This window comes from Aeromonas sp. Y289-2, from assembly GCF_027705925.1.
GTDB classification, from domain to species: Bacteria; Pseudomonadota; Gammaproteobacteria; order Enterobacterales; family Aeromonadaceae; genus Aeromonas; species Aeromonas veronii.
Map to the genome: position 1 here is coordinate 1 of NZ_JAPDCH010000004.1, position 17,134 is coordinate 17,134.

The 17,134-nt window shown below is 58.5% G+C and carries 23 protein-coding genes and 3 tRNA genes; 7 read left to right on the forward strand and 19 right to left on the reverse strand.

Annotated elements, in window-relative coordinates:
* Positions 1–2: 2 nt before the first annotated feature.
* The 5 genes from OKC43_RS07985 to OKC43_RS08005 form a co-directional block, all read right to left on the reverse strand.
* A tRNA-Val gene (locus OKC43_RS07985) sits at positions 3–76 on the reverse strand.
* An 18-nt stretch (positions 77–94) separates the two neighbouring features.
* Positions 95–171 (reverse strand) — tRNA-Val (locus OKC43_RS07990).
* A 13-nt stretch (positions 172–184) separates the two neighbouring features.
* A tRNA-Val gene (locus OKC43_RS07995) sits at positions 185–261 on the reverse strand.
* Between the two features lie 159 nt (positions 262–420).
* Positions 421–1,800: an MATE family efflux transporter gene (locus tag OKC43_RS08000; RefSeq protein WP_005360967.1), complete on the reverse strand. Its 1,380-nt coding sequence runs from the start codon at positions 1,798–1,800 to the stop codon at positions 421–423.
* A 149-nt stretch (positions 1,801–1,949) separates the two neighbouring features.
* The gene (locus OKC43_RS08005) at positions 1,950–2,156 is read right to left on the reverse strand and encodes a YaeP family protein (RefSeq protein WP_005336882.1); all 207 of its coding nucleotides are present in this window, start codon (positions 2,154–2,156) and stop codon (positions 1,950–1,952) included.
* A 130-nt stretch (positions 2,157–2,286) separates the two neighbouring features.
* Between OKC43_RS08005 and OKC43_RS08010 the strand changes: the two genes are divergently transcribed.
* The gene (locus OKC43_RS08010) at positions 2,287–3,189 is read left to right on the forward strand and encodes a DMT family transporter (RefSeq protein ID WP_100653662.1); all 903 of its coding nucleotides are present in this window, start codon (positions 2,287–2,289) and stop codon (positions 3,187–3,189) included.
* Between the two features lie 102 nt (positions 3,190–3,291).
* A complete protein-coding gene (locus OKC43_RS08015) occupies positions 3,292–3,909 on the forward strand; it encodes a riboflavin synthase subunit alpha (protein WP_158111166.1) in 618 nt (205 codons plus the stop codon).
* A gap of 174 nt (positions 3,910–4,083) precedes the next feature.
* On the opposite strand, the gene OKC43_RS08020 is transcribed toward OKC43_RS08015, so the two are convergent.
* The 4 genes from OKC43_RS08020 to OKC43_RS08035 all read right to left on the reverse strand — a co-directional run bounded on the left by OKC43_RS08020 (position 4,084) and on the right by OKC43_RS08035 (position 7,442).
* Positions 4,084–4,287, reverse strand: coding sequence for a CPXCG motif-containing cysteine-rich protein (locus OKC43_RS08020; protein WP_005336871.1), 204 nt, complete (start codon positions 4,285–4,287; stop codon positions 4,084–4,086).
* A 262-nt stretch (positions 4,288–4,549) separates the two neighbouring features.
* A complete protein-coding gene (gene hxpB, locus OKC43_RS08025) occupies positions 4,550–5,209 on the reverse strand; it encodes a hexitol phosphatase HxpB (protein ID WP_236271375.1) in 660 nt (219 codons plus the stop codon).
* Positions 5,210–5,335: 126 nt separating this feature from the next.
* The gene (purT, locus tag OKC43_RS08030) at positions 5,336–6,514 is read right to left on the reverse strand and encodes a formate-dependent phosphoribosylglycinamide formyltransferase (RefSeq protein WP_158111163.1); all 1,179 of its coding nucleotides are present in this window, start codon (positions 6,512–6,514) and stop codon (positions 5,336–5,338) included.
* Between the two features lie 85 nt (positions 6,515–6,599).
* The gene (locus OKC43_RS08035) at positions 6,600–7,442 is read right to left on the reverse strand and encodes a DMT family transporter (protein WP_236271501.1); all 843 of its coding nucleotides are present in this window, start codon (positions 7,440–7,442) and stop codon (positions 6,600–6,602) included.
* A gap of 274 nt (positions 7,443–7,716) precedes the next feature.
* Here OKC43_RS08035 and OKC43_RS08040 point away from each other — a divergent pair, with 274 nt between their 5' ends.
* Positions 7,717–8,304, forward strand: a complete 588-nt coding sequence (locus OKC43_RS08040; RefSeq protein WP_005352326.1) for an FMN-dependent NADH-azoreductase — start codon at positions 7,717–7,719, stop codon at positions 8,302–8,304.
* 173 nt (positions 8,305–8,477) lie between these two features.
* Here the strand turns inward: OKC43_RS08040 and OKC43_RS08045 are convergent, their stop codons facing one another.
* From OKC43_RS08045 to OKC43_RS08060, 4 genes are all read right to left on the reverse strand, one after another.
* Positions 8,478–8,657, reverse strand: a complete 180-nt coding sequence (locus tag OKC43_RS08045) for a hypothetical protein (RefSeq protein ID WP_236271376.1) — start codon at positions 8,655–8,657, stop codon at positions 8,478–8,480.
* A 163-nt stretch (positions 8,658–8,820) separates the two neighbouring features.
* Positions 8,821–9,009, reverse strand: a complete 189-nt coding sequence (locus OKC43_RS08050; protein WP_236271377.1) for a DUF4250 domain-containing protein — start codon at positions 9,007–9,009, stop codon at positions 8,821–8,823.
* Between the two features lie 2 nt (positions 9,010–9,011).
* Entirely contained in the window at positions 9,012–9,476 is a 465-nt protein-coding gene (locus OKC43_RS08055; protein WP_005336856.1) for a MarR family winged helix-turn-helix transcriptional regulator, read from the reverse strand.
* Between the two features lie 170 nt (positions 9,477–9,646).
* Positions 9,647–10,861, reverse strand: a complete 1,215-nt coding sequence (locus OKC43_RS08060) for a UPF0149 family protein (protein WP_167556510.1) — start codon at positions 10,859–10,861, stop codon at positions 9,647–9,649.
* Between the two features lie 231 nt (positions 10,862–11,092).
* Between OKC43_RS08060 and OKC43_RS08065 the strand changes: the two genes are divergently transcribed.
* Entirely contained in the window at positions 11,093–11,953 is an 861-nt protein-coding gene (locus OKC43_RS08065) for a CvfB family protein (protein ID WP_005336853.1), read from the forward strand.
* A 1-nt stretch (position 11,954) separates the two neighbouring features.
* Entirely contained in the window at positions 11,955–12,266 is a 312-nt protein-coding gene (locus OKC43_RS08070) for a DUF1289 domain-containing protein (protein WP_005360950.1), read from the forward strand.
* Between the two features lie 55 nt (positions 12,267–12,321).
* Here the strand turns inward: OKC43_RS08070 and OKC43_RS08075 are convergent, their stop codons facing one another.
* On the reverse strand, positions 12,322–12,645 hold the full coding sequence (locus OKC43_RS08075; protein WP_005336851.1) for an HI1450 family dsDNA-mimic protein: 324 nt from the start codon (positions 12,643–12,645) through the stop codon (positions 12,322–12,324).
* Between the two features lie 147 nt (positions 12,646–12,792).
* Here OKC43_RS08075 and OKC43_RS08080 point away from each other — a divergent pair, with 147 nt between their 5' ends.
* Positions 12,793–12,921, forward strand: coding sequence for a hypothetical protein (locus tag OKC43_RS08080; protein WP_019445852.1), 129 nt, complete (start codon positions 12,793–12,795; stop codon positions 12,919–12,921).
* A gap of 3 nt (positions 12,922–12,924) precedes the next feature.
* On the opposite strand, the gene mtgA is transcribed toward OKC43_RS08080, so the two are convergent.
* From mtgA to minC, 5 genes are all read right to left on the reverse strand, one after another.
* Complete coding sequence (mtgA, locus tag OKC43_RS08085) at positions 12,925–13,716, reverse strand: monofunctional biosynthetic peptidoglycan transglycosylase (RefSeq protein ID WP_265344083.1); 792 nt, start codon at positions 13,714–13,716, stop codon at positions 12,925–12,927.
* Entirely contained in the window at positions 13,701–14,027 is a 327-nt protein-coding gene (locus OKC43_RS08090; protein ID WP_005352317.1) for an HI1450 family dsDNA-mimic protein, read from the reverse strand. The genes mtgA and OKC43_RS08090 overlap by 16 nt, the downstream gene beginning before the upstream one ends.
* 197 nt (positions 14,028–14,224) lie before the next feature.
* Positions 14,225–14,491 (reverse strand): cell division topological specificity factor MinE, encoded by a 267-nt coding sequence (gene minE, locus OKC43_RS08095; protein ID WP_005336848.1) that lies wholly within the window; start codon positions 14,489–14,491, stop codon positions 14,225–14,227.
* A gap of 2 nt (positions 14,492–14,493) precedes the next feature.
* Positions 14,494–15,306: a septum site-determining protein MinD gene (gene minD / locus OKC43_RS08100; RefSeq protein ID WP_005336847.1), complete on the reverse strand. Its 813-nt coding sequence runs from the start codon at positions 15,304–15,306 to the stop codon at positions 14,494–14,496.
* 18 nt (positions 15,307–15,324) lie between these two features.
* Positions 15,325–16,044 carry a septum site-determining protein MinC gene (minC, locus tag OKC43_RS08105; RefSeq protein WP_058056865.1) on the reverse strand — a complete coding sequence of 240 codons (720 nt, stop codon included), beginning with the start codon at positions 16,042–16,044 and terminating at the stop codon, positions 15,325–15,327.
* A gap of 107 nt (positions 16,045–16,151) precedes the next feature.
* Between minC and OKC43_RS08110 the strand changes: the two genes are divergently transcribed.
* Entirely contained in the window at positions 16,152–16,430 is a 279-nt protein-coding gene (locus OKC43_RS08110; RefSeq protein ID WP_005360946.1) for a YcgL domain-containing protein, read from the forward strand.
* Positions 16,431–17,134 lie beyond the last annotated feature (704 nt).

The window sequence follows — 17,134 nt, forward strand, 5'->3', positions numbered from 1 at the left end:
GGTGCGTCCTAGTGGATTCGAACCACCGACCCCCACCATGTCAAGGTGATGCTCTAACCAGCTGAGCTAAGGACGCATAATCAGTGTTCTGTAATGGTGCGTCCTAGTGGATTCGAACCACCGACCCCCACCATGTCAAGGTGGTGCTCTAACCAGCTGAGCTAAGGACGCATCACAGAAAAAGTGGTGGGTTTAATTGGATTCGAACCAACGACCCCTACCATGTCAAGGTAGTGCTCTAACCAACTGAGCTATAAACCCACTTTCTCTTGCTTCACTACGCCAGCGCTGCTGACGTGGTCGGCATACTACCCATGCCCCCCAAGGCTGTCAACAGGCCATATGCACAAAGGAGACTGTTTGCCCAGTTCTTGCGCAGCCTGTTGATTTTGCAGGCGAGTTGTCGCTCGCCAAGCCCTGTTACTGAGATCGCGACAGGGTAGTGCAGGCTTCCGGAGTGGCAAAACGGCCGTAGATGTAGCGCAATCTCGCCCCCAGCATCAGGGCCGCACTGGTGAGGCCGACGATAAAGCCGATCCAGAAGCCCTGCGGCCCCATCCGCGGCACCAGCCAGTCGGTCAGACCCAGGATCATGCCGGTGGGCAGCCCCAGTCCCCAGTAGGCGACGATGGTGACGTAGAAGATCGCCTGGGTATCCTTGTAACCGCGTAGTGCGGCGGCCGCGACCACCTGCACCGAGTCGGAGATTTGATAGATGGCGGCGAAGAACAGCAAAATGGCCGCCAGGACGATCACCTGCTGATCATCGGTATAGATGGAGGCGATCTGCTCGCGCAGCAGTACCGTCATGGCGGCAGTGGCAGCAGCGATGGCCATCCCCAGCATCAAGCCGGTGCGAGCCGCCACCCGGGCGTGATGGGGTTGCCCTTCGCCGATGCTGTGACCGACCCGGATGGTGACACCCACCCCGATGGAGAGGGGCAGCATAAAGACCAGGCTGGAGAAGTTCAGCGCAATCTGGTGGCTCGCCACCGTCTCGGCGCCGAATGGGGCCAGCATCAGGGCCACCACGGTAAACAGGGTCACCTCGCAGAAGATCGCCATGGCGATGGGGAACCCTAAGCGGAACAAGCGCCAGATCCGGCTGCCGTTGGGGCGAGCCAGCTGGGAGAAGAGGCGGATCTCGGTGAAGTGACGGGAGAGCTTCACATAGAGGATCATCGCCAGCAGCATGGCCCACAGCACGATGGCGGTAGCGACGCCACAGCCGACACCGCCGAGCTTGGGCATGCCGAAGTGGCCGTGAATGAAGATGTAGTTGGCGGGAATATTGACCGCCAGCCCGACAAAGCCGATCACCATGGTAGGCATGGTGTGGGAGAGCCCCTCACTGAAGTTGCGCAGCACCTGGAACAGCACGAACGCGGGCAGACCCCACAGGATGGCGTGCAGGTAACCAGTGGTCTTGGCGGCCATCACCGGCTCCACATCCATGAACTGCAACGCCAGCGGGCTGTAATAAAGCGCAATCATCGCCAGCGGGGTGACGATCAGTGCCAGCCAGAAGCCCTGATGAACGGCCGGACGGATTGCCTCCCGTTTACGGGCGCCATTGAGCTGTGAGACGATTGGGGTGAGCGCCATGATGATCCCCTGCACCAGCAGGATCACCGGTAGCCAGAAGCTGGACGCCACCGACACGGCTGCCAGATCGACTGCACTCACCTGTCCCGCCATCACGGTATCGACGAAGTTCATGGCGACCTGGGCGACCTGGGCGACCAGTATGGGGCTGGCTAGACGGACGAGCTGCTTCGCCTCGGACCAATAACGTTGCACTGACACCTCCGAGTGGATCAGATAAGAGTAAAAAAGAGCGGAAATCGGGAAGAGCCTTTGCACTTTCGGACGAAAGTGCAAAGGGTGGGGGAGGCATTCTAGCCTGAAATTCAGCCAAGACGAAATAGTTGCCACCCCGAGGGGCAGGATCAGGCGTCTTCGTGATCGCTGATCAGCAGGTTGGCAGCGGCATAGGCTGCCTGTTCGCGCAGCTCGGCGGGTACCCGCTCATCGGCGGCGACCGCGTTGAGGGCTCGGATGGTGGCGGCGATGGCGTTTGGCACATAGCCCTGCTCGCCGGAGCCAATCTGGTTATAGGCGATACGGATCGCTTCACAGCACTCATAAACCATCATGATTTGCTTCCTTGAAAGTAAAAAGGCGAGCAAATATAGCGGTTTTGCTCCCATTTTGTCAGTCTCGCGGTTGTAATTTACGGCAAGCCCGTTAGTTTGGTTACCCCCTTTTCCTGTTTCGGCCTCTTTGATGCTGTTCTCTTCGCGCAACTCACTGGCGATCTTTCTGACGCTGTTTGCACTTCTCGCCCTGACGCTTAAGGATGGCGCAGACAAATATCTGGTACTCCATGGCTACTCCGTGATGGAGATGGTCTGGTTTCGCTTCTTTGTTCCTTTCCTCGGTCTGCTGCTGTTGTTGCCAAGGCGCACCATGTCGGCGCTGCTGGCGGTGGATCGCTGGCTATTGTTGCGCTCGCTGCTGTTTCTGGTCTGTGCGCTGGTCTCGGTGATTGCGCTGGCCCATGTACCGCTCAACGTCTACACCATCATTTGCCAGCTTGGTTCGCTGGCTTTCGTGGTGGCGGGCGTGATCTTTTTCAGGGAGCGTCTGACCCGGGCCAAGGTGGCGGCCGTGCTGTTGGGGTTGTTTGGCGTGCTGGTGGTGACCCATCCTGACGGGGGCGACGCAAACCTCTACTATCTGCTGCCACTGGTCATTGTACTGGCCAACACCGGCTACAACCTCATCACCAAGCTGGTGGATCCACGTCTGACCCCCCTCGATATCCTGATCGTCACCTGCTTCATGCTGGGGATGGTGGCAATGGTCGCACTCTGCTGGCAGCCTGCACTGTGGCGCAACCCTGGGCTTGCCGACTTGCCCTATCTGCTGGCGCTACCGGTGGTGACCCTGCTCTCCCAATATTGCCTTATCAAGGCGATGCAGTATGCGCAGGCCTCTACTCTGGCACCCTTCTTCTACTTCCAGATCTTTTTTTCTACCCTCTGCGGCTATCTGATGTTTGGTGAAATGCCGACCCTCAGTAGTATGGCGGGGTGTCTACTCATCGTGCTGGCTGGCATAGTGGTCATCCATTCCCAGCGCCGGGCTCGAGTGCTGGCGCGGTCTGAGGCGGCGGAGCAGGTGTGACAGTTTGTACGAAACGAATTGTGTAAAAACGGATTATGTAAAAGAAGCGGCCACAGGCCGCGATAAAAAACAGAGCGTGTTACCAGAAACAAAGAGGTGATGATGTTTACCGGAATTGTGCAAGGTGTGGCCGAGCTGGTCGCCATCGAAGAGAGAGCTTCATTTCGTACCCACGTGATCCGCATGCCAAGCTCGGCGTGGGGGGAAGGGCTGGCCCTCGGCGCCTCGGTCGCCCACAACGGCTGCTGCTTGACCGTCACCCGGGTCGAGGGGGATCTGGTCAGCTTCGATCTGATGCAGGAGACCCTGCGTCTCACCAACCTCGGCCTGTTAAAGGTGGGGGACAAGGTCAATGTGGAGCGGGCTGCCCGCTTTGGCGACGAGATCGGCGGTCATGCCATGTCTGGCCATATCATCGGCATGGCAGAGGTTACCTCGGTGATCGACACACCCAACAACCGTCAGGTGTGGTATCGCCTCGCCCCCGAGCTGATGAAATATGTGCTGACCAAGGGGTATATCGGCATCGACGGCATCAGCCTGACCATCGGCGAGGTGCGCGAGCGGGAGTTCTGCGTTCACCTGATCCCCGAGACCCTGGCTCGCACCAACCTGGGTTGGGTCAAGGCTGGCTGGCAGACCAATATCGAGATCGATCCCCAGACCCAGGCCATCGTCGATACGGTGGAGCGGGTACTGGCGTCACGCGGGGGTCACTGAAAGGAAACGGCTCGGTGTTAATCGCCTCATAAGCAAGGGCCTGTAGTGTGCAGGCCCTTGTTATTTACATGGTGAAAATATCTACTCAACTTTTTATGACTCGCAGTCACAACATCTGCTCAGCTCTTTGCGACTTGCAGGCAAAACAGCTGTTCGGCCTTTTGTGACTCGTAATCAAAACAGTTGCTCGTCGTCTGCATCCACAAACAACTGCAAACAGTCGCGGGCTTCGTCGCGGTGAAGCCGCAGGTGGATCGGATTGCAACAGGCCATGCAATCTTCGTAAAACTCCTGATCACCCTGACTGGCATCCAGCTCGACCCGGGTATGGTGGCCACAGTGAGGGCAGACGATGCGCTTGCTGGTGTACTCGATCATGATAACCTCCTCGGGCCCTGGGGCCGCCTATCTACCCTGATTCTAGTCGGGCTGCAGGGGGTTAACCGCGAGCAAACGCACGTTTATGACAGAGATCAAGCCTGAGCGATGGCAAGGTGCAACCGGCTGGAGTGGTCGTGTGCGAGAAGAACAATCTGGTTGTGAATGACGAGTGAAAAGGAGGGGATTGCCAATAGTTGTTTGGCAATAACAGGGGGCCAGCTGCCCCCTGCGAGTAGGAGATGGGGTGCGTAACTAGGCGTTACGCGACCCAGCTGGCCAACATGTCGGCATTCAGCTCGGCCAGCGAGCTTAGCTGGTAGTTGGCGATGGCCAAACGTGGGTCACCCACTAAAGCGGGATCCGGCACGATCAGCGCAGTCATGGAGGCCGCCTTGGCCGCCAGCAGACCGGTGAAGCTGTCTTCGATGGCAAGGCAGTGCACCGGCTCAACCCCCAGTTTCTCGGCGGCGTGGATATAGACATCCGGGTGCGGTTTGCCGAAACGCTCCACCTCGGCCGAGTGAACCGCGATAAAGCGATCGCGAATGCCGAGTTTGCCGAGCACAGCTTCTACCATCGTAAAGGGGGAGGAGGTGGCCAGACCCACTTTCATGCCGCGGGCCTCGATAAGGTCGAGCGCCTCCATCACACCGGCTTTGGCCTGACCTTCGGAGAGGATCAGGGCGTTGACCTGATCCAGAATGCGCTGCACCACCTCGTCCTGGCTCGGGCCGCTCCACGGGCGCAGGCGATACCAGTGGGCGACCAGCTGATCGATGCGCACGCCGATGGTCGACTCACAATCCTCGACGGTGTGGGGGTGACCCAGTTCGGAGAAAACGGCGATTTGGGCCCGTTGCCAAAAGGGTTCCGAGTCGATCAGAACACCATCCATATCGAAGATCACGGCAGCTAACATCTTGTACTCCTGACAAATTTGAAGAGGGGATTATAAGCCTGACGGGGAAATGCAAAAGGGGCATTGCCATGCCCCTTGCGCCCGATCACATCGGCAAACGTTTGTTTTGCTGTGGCAAAAAAGCCCTTAGAACAGCACCTCGACCTTGGCGGCCACGGCTTTGGCTTTTTCCACCGCATCCTGGCAATCCGCTGCGCGGGCCAGCGCCACGCCAAGACGGCGGCGACCGGCGATCTCCGGCTTGCCAAACAGCCGCAGCTGGGCGCCCGGCACCAGAGCCAATGCCTCACCAATTCCCTGATAGCGAATATCCTGGCTGTGCCCTTCGCGCAGTACCACGGCAGAGGCACTCGGCCCGTACTGGGTGATGGTGCCGACCGGCAGCCCCAGAATGGCGCGCACATGCAGGGCGAACTCGGAGAGATCCTGCGAGATCAGGGTCACCATGCCGGTATCGTGGGGACGCGGTGAGACTTCGCTGAACCACACTTCATCGCCTTTTATAAAGAGCTCGACTCCGAACAGGCCGTAACCACCGAGGGCCTCGACTACCTTGGCCGCTACCTCTTTGGAGCGGGCCAGCGCCAGCTCGCTCATCACCTGCGGCTGCCAGGATTCGCGGTAGTCGCCATCTTCCTGACGGTGGCCGATCGGCTCGCAGAAGTGAATGCCATCGACGGCGCGTACCGTGAGCAGGGTGATCTCGTACTCAAAGGGAACGAAGCCCTCGACGATCACCTTGCCACGACCGGCGCGGCCACCCTCCTGGGCGTAGGTCCAGCTCTCATCTAGCTTGGCGAGATCGCGCAGTACGCTCTGCCCCTTGCCGGACGAACTCATCACAGGTTTCACCACGCAGGGCAGGCCGATGGCTTCAACTGCGGCGACAAACTCCTCCTTGCTCTGGGCAAAGCGGTAGGGTGAGGTGGGCAGACCCAGGGTCTCGGCGGCGAGGCGGCGGATCCCTTCCCGGTTCATGGTGAGCTGGGTAGCGCGGGCGTTGGGCACTACCTTGACCCCTTCTTGCTCAAGGGCAGCAAGGGTATCGGTGGCAATCGCTTCAATCTCGGGGATGATGAGGTCGGGTTTAACCTCGGCGACCAGGGCACGCAGGGCGTTGCCATCGAGCATGTCCAGCACGTGGGCTGCGTGGGCCACCTGCATGGCGGGGGCATTGGGGTAGCGGTCGGCGGCGATCACTTCGATCCCGAACCGTTGCAACTCGATGGCGACCTCCTTGCCAAGTTCGCCGGAGCCCAGCAGCAGGGCACGGGTGGCGCCGGGGCGGGTTGCGGTTCCAAACATACGATCTCTCCTGATGTCGATGGTCATTGTTGATGATCGCTATTACACAAATAGCGGACAAAAAAAGAGGCACGCATGGCGTACCTCAGGAAACGGGTTTGTGAGCGCGCTGCTCCAGATGGGTCAGCAAGGTAATGGCGCCAATGATGATGGCGGCGCCAAGCCACAGACGGCCGGGGGGCGCCCAGCCAAATACCAGCCAGCCCGCCAGCACGTTCATCGGCAGCTTGGCAAAATCGAAAGGTTGTACGAAGGAGGCCTCCGCCACGCTGTAAGCGCGAGCAATGGACATCTGGGCCAGTGCCGTCAGCACGCCGGAAGCGGCTACCAGCAGCCACTGGTTCTCATTTGGCCACTGCCACTCCGGCAGGGCCAGCATGACGTTGAACGGGGTACTGAAGATAAGCAGATACACCACTATGGTGTGGGATGATTCGTTGGCTGCCTGATAGCGCACCATCAGGGAGTAGCCGGCCCAGAACAGCGCCGCTGCCACCGGCAGCAGGGAGGCCCAGTTGAATTCGTCAGTCCAGGGGGCGAGGATCTGCATGGCGCCGGCAAAGCCCGCCAGGGTGGCCAGAATGCGGGCGCGGCTCACCTGCTCCTTGAGCAGCAGGGCGGAACCCAGGGTGGCAAACAGCGGCGAGGTCATCAGCAGGGCGATCCCCTGCCAGATGGGGACGGGGTACGCCAGCGCCCAGAGCCAGAGCTGGATGCCGATCACCGCCAGCAATACCCGCAACAGGTGCAGCCGGAACTGATTGGTCATCAGGGATTGGCGCAAGCCATGACGAACCAGCCAGGGCAACAGGCAGATCAGGGCGATCAGGTATTGATGGAAGGCGACCTGGGTAGAGGCAAGGCCGAGTTTGAAGCTGACATACTGGCTCAGGCTGTTGACGGCGGCGAAGCAGAGTCCTGCCACCATCATCCAGACTGCACCGGCCAAAGGAGAGTGCCTGCGCGAGGGTATCATGGGATCCGGGTCGCTGGAAAAAAGTGCGGCGGATCATAACGGCAATCGTTTGTTCTGCCAAGGGTTGAAGCGCGGTCGCGGGGCTGGCTGGCGAGGAAGTGGCCTTGCATCAAAAATTTTGAATAAGTTGAGCATCTATTTTCGCTATCAGCAAATAAGCACAATGTTTAGAGTGACCTCCATCGACAGCCAAGCTGTTCAACCGACAACCAAATGGAGTTTCACCATGGCCAATATCCTCGTACTCAAATCCAGCATCCTGGGTCAATATTCCCAATCCAACGCCCTGATCGACGGTTTCCTGGCTGATCATCAGGATGATGCCGTCACTGTGCGTGATCTGGCTGCCCTCAACCTGCCGGTGCTGGATGGCGAGCTGGCCTCCGGCCTGCGCGGTGGTGACAACCTCAATGAACGTCAACTGGCGGTGATCGCCCAGTCCGACGAGCTGATCGCCGAGCTCAAAGCAAGCGACTTGGTGGTGATTGCGGCCCCCATGTACAACTTCAACATCCCGACCCAGCTGAAAAACTGGATCGATCTGGTGGCTCGTGCTGGCGTCACCTTCCGCTACACCGAGACCGGTCCGGTGGGTATGGTTGAAAATACCCGTGCGCTGGTGATCAGCCCTCGCGGCGGCATGCACGTCGGCAGCGCTACCGATCTGGTCACTCCCTACATGCGTACCGTGCTCGGTTTCATCGGTATCAAAGAGGTGGATTTCATCTACGCAGAGGGGATGGGGATGGGCCCGGATGCCCAGAGCAAGGGGATGGAAGCGGCCAAAGCGCAGCTTGAGGCTCTGGCTATCTAAGGGCTCTCTCTATAAGGGCTCTCTATCCCGTCAGGGGTTATCTCTTCAAGGCCAGATACAAGAACGCAGCCATCAGGCTGCGTTTGTTTTTGGGCTCGATACGATTGCGACAGACGTTGCTGCTACAGAGAGTATCGCGGCAAGTGGTTGGTATAGACGTTCCGGCGGAGTCACTACTCCATCATAAAGCGGCGACAACCGCGCACCAGCAGCAATGCCACCGCGACCAGCAGGCCAAGCAAGAGGGTGGTCAGCCACTGTTCGGTACTTTGCGGCAAGTGGGGCGTGAAGAGGCTGGTCATCAACAGGGTACAGAGCGTGATCAACAGGCTCTGTCGGGTCATCAATATCATGGGGTCATCCTTGGTTTGCTCACCTGAAACGATTTTAATGCCCTCTTGTGACAGGGTGATGTATCCGTGCATCACCCTGTTGGGGCTCTTCAGACCATATCAGGTTTTTACCGCAGAGCCAGCGCCATCACTGGCGCTGTGATCCCGATCCCGCTAGCTCTCTTTATCTGAACTGTTTCTGCGCTGGCTGGTAGTGAAAATCGCCGCTGGCGAGCCGCGCTTCCAGTGCTGCCTGATCGATCTCCTGCGTCTTGCAGAGATCATCCAGATCGTCATAGCGATCACGCAGCTGCATATTGACGACGCTCAGCAGCATGTTGATGTCCATGGTGGCGAACTTTTTCAAATCCATGATTATTTCTCCCGATCCAGTGATTGCAACTGCTCGATGGCGGCGCTGACGCTGTGCAGATGCTGGCGGATCGCCTCGCGGGATTCGCTCGGCAGATAGTCGGTCAGGGTATGTTGCCAGCTGCCAGCTTCACTCTTGAGCTGCAGGAAGAGGGCGAGCCCGGCATTGGTGAGGGAGACCAGGCTGATGCGTTTATCCTGCTCGCTGCTCTCGGTAAAGATGATCCCTTTTTCGACCAGACGGCGGATCTCGCGGGAGATGCGCACCTTGTCCATGCCGCTCGCCTCGACCAGCTCTTTCTGGCTGATGGGGTAGTTGGGGCCGAGCACCATCATCAGGCGCCATTGCGGCACGGTCAGCTGGTAGCGCTGTTCATAAAACTGTTCGAAGGTATCCCGTAGCATCTCGGCGGCATGTACCAACTGATAGGGCGGGTAGTGAGCGAGTAACGCTATGATTTTTGACATATTACACCCTGCTGTGACGGCTGCATCAGATGCAGTTTCTTTTGATACTTTGACATTGATGATACGAAACTCAAGCTGATTTGTCTGACCCGGTTGCGATGAAATGTGCGGTGGCGCACGCCCTCAAGGAAAAACCGGGTCTGACCGACGGGATTTTAAGCCAACGCTGTTCAGCCTTTACGCAACCAGATGAGGGCGTTCTGCTTGAGCCAGGCCTCGCGAGTGTGGATGGCGTAGAGTGCGGCCTCGTCGCGGCTGCCTGCTTGCCAGCTTTGCGGCTCCTGTTTGGGCAGCTTGCGCTGACCCAGCAGGCAGGCCGGAATGTGCGGGTTGGCCTCGATGGCGACCAGCAGATGGGGCTTGGCTGCCTCGGCACCCTCGGTAGCAAAGACCATCAGCGCCTTGTTATAGAGCAACCAGCTTGAGGCTTCATCGAAGCGCACCAGCAGGGCGGCCAACGCCTGCCAATCCCCTTGCAGTGCATAGAGAGTGGAGAGGTTGTAGCGGCAACCCAGCTCATCGGCCATGCAGATTGTCAGCAGCGCCAGATACTCCGCTTTGGCCTCGCCCAGTTTGCCAAGGCGCAGCAGGCAGTCGGCGCGGCCGGCTCTGGCGGCCAGCAGAGGACGCAGCTCGGGGGCACTCCAGCCGTGACCGGCGATTTGCTGCCAGAAGGCTTCATCAAAGAGCGGAGTGGCATCGGCGATGATCTTCTCGAACCAGCCGAGGCGGGCCTGATGATCGCGGCAGCTGTCGGCCAGCTCGAACCAGGTCTGCCACTGTTGGGCCTGCTCGCCATTGAGTGCCACATCAGCGCTGGGGGCGGCCTGATACTGGTCGAGGTTGAGCAACTGGTTGAGGGCGGTTTTCATATTCTGGCGCTGTCGTTTGCAGAACTCGACAAAGGGGAGTTCGCTGGCGGCTGCGCTATAGAGCATCTGGGCCATCTGCTTGTCGCGAAACAGGCTCAGCTCGGCGGCCAGACTGAAGCGGTACTGGGTGGTCGGGTCGTTCAAATCCTTCGGCTTGGGCCAGGTGGCAAAACCCATGCTGAAGCCATAACACCATTGACCGAGGGGGTGGCTCTGTTCGAACACCTGCTCGGGGTTATCGCTGGGCAGGCGACACTGGCTGGGTAGGGCCAGCTGGGCGTCGTCGGCTTGGGATTCCAGCTCGGCGATCAGGTGGTTGAGGGCTTCTGCGCTTTTTTCATCCAACTCGGCATCCTGTTCCAGCAAACCAGCCAGCGGGCGTTGCCAGTCAGGGCTTTCCGGCCCCACCAGACGAGCACAGAGAAAACCGTGCAGGGCCGGGTAGGTCATGTCCTGATCGCTGTGGCTCTGGATCCATTGATTAAGATGGCGGGTACGAGTGGATGGGTTCATCGACAGTTCCTCTGGATTTGAACAGCCGCGAAGTCTACCTAAAAGTGGGGTTATTTGCAGCAAATGGCCGCCTGTTTGGCGATTTAATCACCATTGGCGGATAAGATAGGGGCGAAAGGGCGGCTCGTGGTGGCTTGGGGACTAGGCCGGATCACCGCTCTTGAGGTAACATGCGCGCCCATAGGGGCCATGTTCAGTTGGCCCATCCGGGTAATGAAAAAAGAGAGCACCATGATACAGATTGGCAAGATGAACACCCTCACCGTTGTTGAACTCGAAGACCGTGGCGCCTGGCTTGCGGCCGATGAGTACGGTGAACTGCTGCTGCCCAAACGTCAACTGCCGGAAGGGGTGAAAGAGGGGGATAGCGTGCAGGTCTTCCTCTATCTGGATGCCGATTGCGAGCCGGTGATCACCACCGACAAGCCATTTGCCATGGTGGACGAATTTGCCGGTCTGAAAGTGGTCAATGCCAACAAGATTGGTGCCTTCCTCGACTGGGGCATGAAAAAGGATCTGTTTGTGCCGAGCCGCGAGCAGAACAAGCCGATGCAGGTGGGCCACGTTTATCTGGTGCGTCTGCAACTGGATAACGAAGGGCGCATGGTCGGCACCAGCCGCATCGAGCGTTTCCTGACCCCGGCCGGCAGCAACTTCAAGGTCGGTGACGAAGTGACCGCGCTGCCGGGGGAGCACTCGCCCCTTGGCATCAAGGTGATCGTCAACGGTCAGTATCCCGGCATGCTGTTCAAGAACGAGGTGTTTGGCCGGGTGATGACCGGTCGGCCGCAAACCGCCTGGGTCAAGCAGGTGCGCGAAGATGGCAAGCTCGATCTGACCCTGCAAAAGCCGGGTCTGGCGCGGGTTGATGATGCCGGTGAACGGATTCTGAGCCGGATGAAAAAACAGGGCGGCAGTCTGGCGGTGGGTGACAAGAGCGAACCCGAGCTCATCTACAAGCTGTTCAGCATGAGCAAGGGCACCTTCAAGAAGGCGATCGGCGGCCTCTACAAGCAGGGCAAGATCGTCATCGAAGATAACGCCATCACTCTGGTGGCCACAGAGACTGACTCGGCCGTGGATAGCGAATAAGATGCCGAGTCCCTGTGTTGGCCTCTGCAAGGCGAAAGATGGGCTTTGCCTGGGTTGTGGCCGCACCCTGACCGAGATCGGCCACTGGTCGGCGATGGATAGCAAGGCCCAGTTGGCGGTGATGGCCGAGCTGAATGGCTCGAAAAGCACCCACCGCTGTCCGGGTTGTGGCGAACCGGCCTATTGCGCCGTCTCTGCCGGTCAGACCATCGCCCAGTGCTGGTGCAGCCAGTTGCCGGTATTGCCGATGCAGGAGGCCAGCGCTTGCTGGTGCCGCCGCTGTCTGGCCAAGGCCATCGCGGCGCAGGATTAGCAGAGAACTGAATTAAGTGAAAATAGAAACAAGAAAGGCGCCGATGGCGCCTTTTTTATGCCTGCTGCTGGCGATGCCAGCGCACATGCACTTGATCTTCGGTCAGCAGGCGGGGCAGCAGGAAGGTGGCGAAGATCACCTCAAACTCATCCTGATGATCCAGCAAACCGACCCACACTTCGACCCAGCGCTCCATATCGACCGGCTCACCCAGCTCGGTCGACCAGTCGGCATTGGGCAGAGTCGCCTCCACGGCGCCACGCTGCTCAAACTCCAGGGTGATGTCGACTATTTGTTCGGGGGCCAGCATATCGGCGGCCTGCTCAAGAAACTGATCATAGGCCCATTCGACCAGCTGATCCGGGGTACGCTGTTCCATGAAATCACTCCAGATACATCGAGGTTCGATACTGTAACAATTATTGGCTGTGGCGGCCAGACCAGTGCGCCGGGCGTGCCTGACCTGTCCAAGTTGCCGTTGGGGGAGTATGGTTAAGGCGCGGATCATCTGGCAGGGAGTAAGGGGATGAAGCAGCGGGGACGGCGGCAACAGATCAAGCGACGGCGCGAGGCCTGGTGGTGGCACTATCTGCCGCTTCACCGCGAGACGGTGGGCGGTCATCTGGGCCCACCGGAGAAACCCGATGAGCCCTGAGGATCAGTCTGCCTGATGCACCCGATTGAGGGTGAGCTGGCCCAGTTGACCCATTTGGCGGCGGATCCAGACCGAGCGCTTCTGCACATAGGGTGAAGGGGGCTTGACCCGATAACGCCACGGATTGGGCAGGGCGGCGGCCAGCAGGGATGACTCGTAGCGGGTCAAGCGGCTGGCCGGTTTGCCAAAGTAGGTACGGGCCGCGGCTTCGGCGCCATAGATGCCGGGGCCGAACTCCACGATATTGAGATAGACCTCGAGAATGCGGGCCTTGTCCCAACCCAGCTCCATCAGTAGGGTAAACCAGGCCTCCAGCCCCTTGCGCAGGAAGCTGCGATCACTCCACATAAAGAGGTTCTTGGCGGTCTGCTGGCTGAGGGTGCTGGCGCCGCGCACCCGTTCGCTGTGCTGGTTGTGCTTGAGTGCGGCGTTGATGGCATCCATGTCAAAGCCGTTGTGCTCGGCAAAGCGCTGATCCTCGGCGGCGATCACCGCCAGTTGCAGCTCCTTGGAGATGGACTCCAGATCCACCCACTCATGGCGTACCTGGGTGATCTTGGCGGGCGGAAAGAGGGCCCGCTCGATACGCCAGCTCCACATCGGCGGATCGATAAAACGCAGCAAGGCGACCGAGCCGACCGAGCAGAGCAGCCCGGCCAGCCCGATCTTGCCTGCCCACCTCAACACCCGGCGCCCAAGGGATGCAGATGGGCGCACGGGAGCCACGGCAGCAGGGTCAGACTCCCACTGATAGTGGCTGGGATCATCGGGATCCGGAATTATTGGGGCAGCCATTCGATGTGGCAGAACTTCTCGTCAACACGGCGGGAGAGCAGCATGCGGGCAAACAGATGCTCATACTCTTGTTCTTCATTGCCAAGGCCAACCCAGATCTCGGCATAGTCGGTGTCGCTCACGGCAAAACCCACGTCCGCCTCCCAGTCATCGGCCGGGTCGGTTTCGGCCAGCAGGCCGCGGTCGTTGAACTCCTGATTGAAACGGGCGATCTCCTGCTCCGGCAGGTTGTCAGAGGCCAGCTCCATAAAGAGTTCGAGGGCGGTATCGAGCAGTTCCTCGACGCTGTGCATTTCGTCATTCATAGACATAAGCGGTCTGTTCCAGAAAAGAGAAAAAGGTGCCGGCGCAGATCACAGCCTGCGGGGCGGCGCTATTCTAGCGGTCGGCAGACCCCTTGGCGAGATGAGGCGAGCCGCTGTGGCCTGTTTTTGTGCCAATAAAAAACCGGATCCAGTGACAGGATCCGGTCTTCATTGGGGGAAGGGGTCACGCATATGGCGTCAGCTCATCCCTTCTTGTCATCGGCGAAGGTGATGTTGAGCTCCAGTACCGACAGCTCATCACTCTTCTGATCCAGTTGGACGGTTATCTTCTCCGGATCAATGTTGACGTATTTGCGGATCACATCGAGGATATCCTGCTTGAGCTGGGGCAGGTAATCCGGCCCCCCTCTGGATGAACGCTCGTGAGCAACAATGATCTGCAACCGCTCTTTGGCCAGTTGTGCGGTGTTCTGTTTCTTGTTGGAACGAAAATAATCCAATAATGACATGTTTAACTCCCGAACAGTCGGCTAAAGAAGCCCTTCTTCTCTTCTTCCAGAAAACGAAATTCCTTGGCATCGCCCAGCAGGCGGGACACCGCATCTTCGTAGGCCTGACCGGCATCGGACTCCTTGTCCAGAATGACCGGTTCGCCGGAGTTGGAGGCGCGCAGCACCGCCTGGGACTCCGGGATCACCCCGAGCAGCGGGATGGCCAGGATCTCCTGTACATCCTGCACGCTCAGCATGTCGCCGCGGTTGACGCGGGTCGGGCAGTAGCGGGTCAGCAGCAGGTGCTCCTTGATGGGGTCTTCGCCACGCTCGGCGCGGCGGGACTTGGAGGCCAGGATGCCAAGGATGCGGTCGGAGTCACGCACGGAAGAGACTTCCGGGTTGGTGGTGACGATCGCTTCGTCGGCAAAATAGAGTGCCATCAGTGCGCCCGCCTCGATCCCCGCCGGGGAGTCGCAGACGATGTAATCGAACTTCATCTCTGCCAGCTGATCCAGGATCTTCTCGACCCCCTCACGGGTGAGGGCATCTTTGTCCCGGGTCTGGGAGGCGGGCAGGATAAACAGATTTTCAGAGCGTTTGTCTTTGATCAGCGCCTGATTGAGGTTTGCTTCCCCGTTGATGACGTTGACGAAGTCATACACCACGCGCCGCTCGCAGCCCATGATGAGATCCAGGTTTCTTAGACCGATGTCAAAGTCAATGACCACTGTCTTGTGACCACGCTGGGCTAAGCCGGTGCTCAGGGCCGCACTGGTTGTGGTCTTGCCAACGCCACCTTTACCCGATGTAACGACTATGATTCGCGCCATTCTCGCTTCCTTGTAACTCTATTTGATACGGTCTATTCGGAGTTGTTCGTTGTCCAGCCGGACGTGTACCGGTTGCTGGATCAGGCCTGCCGGCAATGCATCGCTCAGCTGGAATGTGCCCGCGATGGAGAGCAGCTCGGCCTGTAATTGCTGGCAATAGATCCGGGCCTGGGTGTTTCCCCGGGCACCGGCAATGGCTCTGCCACGCAGGGTGCCATAAATATGAATGCTGTCGTCGGCGAGCACTTCGGCTCCCGGACTGACGGACCCCAGCACCACCAGCGAGGTGCCGGCGGCGTAAATTTGCTGGCCGGAACGAACCGGTCCCACATGTACCTTGCTCGGGATCAAGGGGGCGGGTTCTGGCTCGGGAACCACCACAGGCGCGGCTGGCGCGGGGGCAGGCTCGGGTTCCGGTTCGCTCTTGCGACTCTTGCCCGAGGCCATCACTGCCAGTCCCACCGCCTTGGCGGCTGTCTTCATCTCTTCACTGCGCGCCCCCGTGATGCCGACCAGCACAAACTCTTCGGACTCCACCAGCTCCTTGAGCTGTTCGAAATCGGGAATATGTTCCAGTCGGGAAACATTGATCACCAGCGGCGCACAATTAAAAAAGTAGGGTGCCTGGGCCACTTTTTCGGCCAACAACTGACGTATCCGCTCAGGCTCGCCATCGCTGATATGCAACACAGAAATAGTGAAGGTGGTCCCTTTCAATTCGTTATCGCGCTCAACCATGAATCTTCCCCGAGGCAGAGATGCTAATCCGTTATTGTTATTCAATTCCTGATGTTATAGTTTGCCCCCATCAGAGGCAATAAACTCGTCGGATTATATCAATTTCCATGTTGTGTGCAGTCTATAAAAGTCGCAAAAAAGCCGAGACCTACCTTTTTGTTGAAAAAAGAGAGGATTTCTCCCGCGTTCCCGAGCCATTGCTGAGCGCATTCGGGCGTCCCGAGCTGGTGCTGATGACCAAGCTGGATCCGGCCAAGCCCTTGGGGCTGGCTGATGTCGGCAAGGTGATGGCCGCGCTGACCAACCAGGGCTTCTACCTGCAGGTGCCACCGCCCCCTGAGAATTTGCTGGAGCAGCACAAGGCCAGCCTGAAAAAACCATCCTGAATATCCAGCCCCGTGGTGCGTTCTGCCCAGCGGGGCTAATTCTTTGTGACTCTGCATGACGCATTCCGGCTCCGGAGAGGTGGCCTGCGATAATCCCGTGACAGGATCTGGCCAAATTAAACCCTCCCTTTGGTGATATTCACTTTTCGTTGTTTAAATAGAAAGTCAATCTGCTCCCAACACCATATCCTCAACCTTTGCTGGCGCTCACAAAAATAGCGAGTGGCGCGTACTCATATCCTCCATTTCAACGGCTATTGGCTCATTCATCGATTATTTTCAGCCTCTTCCTTGGGCGCTTTTTTGGCCTCCACTGCGTGATGAGTTGTCCATCAAAGGGCGCGTAAAGAGGGCGGTGATAACGGTGCTAAAACCAGTTTGCGCGATGCGCTGTGGCCAAAATGTTGAGCTAACCCCCTGTTTGTGTACTTGATTGTTTGCCCTGATCACGAAAGTGCCACATAGGAGGCAATCAATGTGGCGGCGTGATAATCCGCAGGGTGAGCGGTAACCGCGTCTTGCCCAACAAGTTTATGACCAAAGGGGGGATATTGAGCTGAGGGGGCATCTCGATATCGATTAGTTGTGGAATCGTGACCGGGGCAAGATAGCAGGTACAGGTTTCATGTCGGGGCGTAATGTCCTTCTCAATGCATTGAGAAGAGTGAATCAAGGTATGTAATTAGAGAGGCATTTAGACAAGG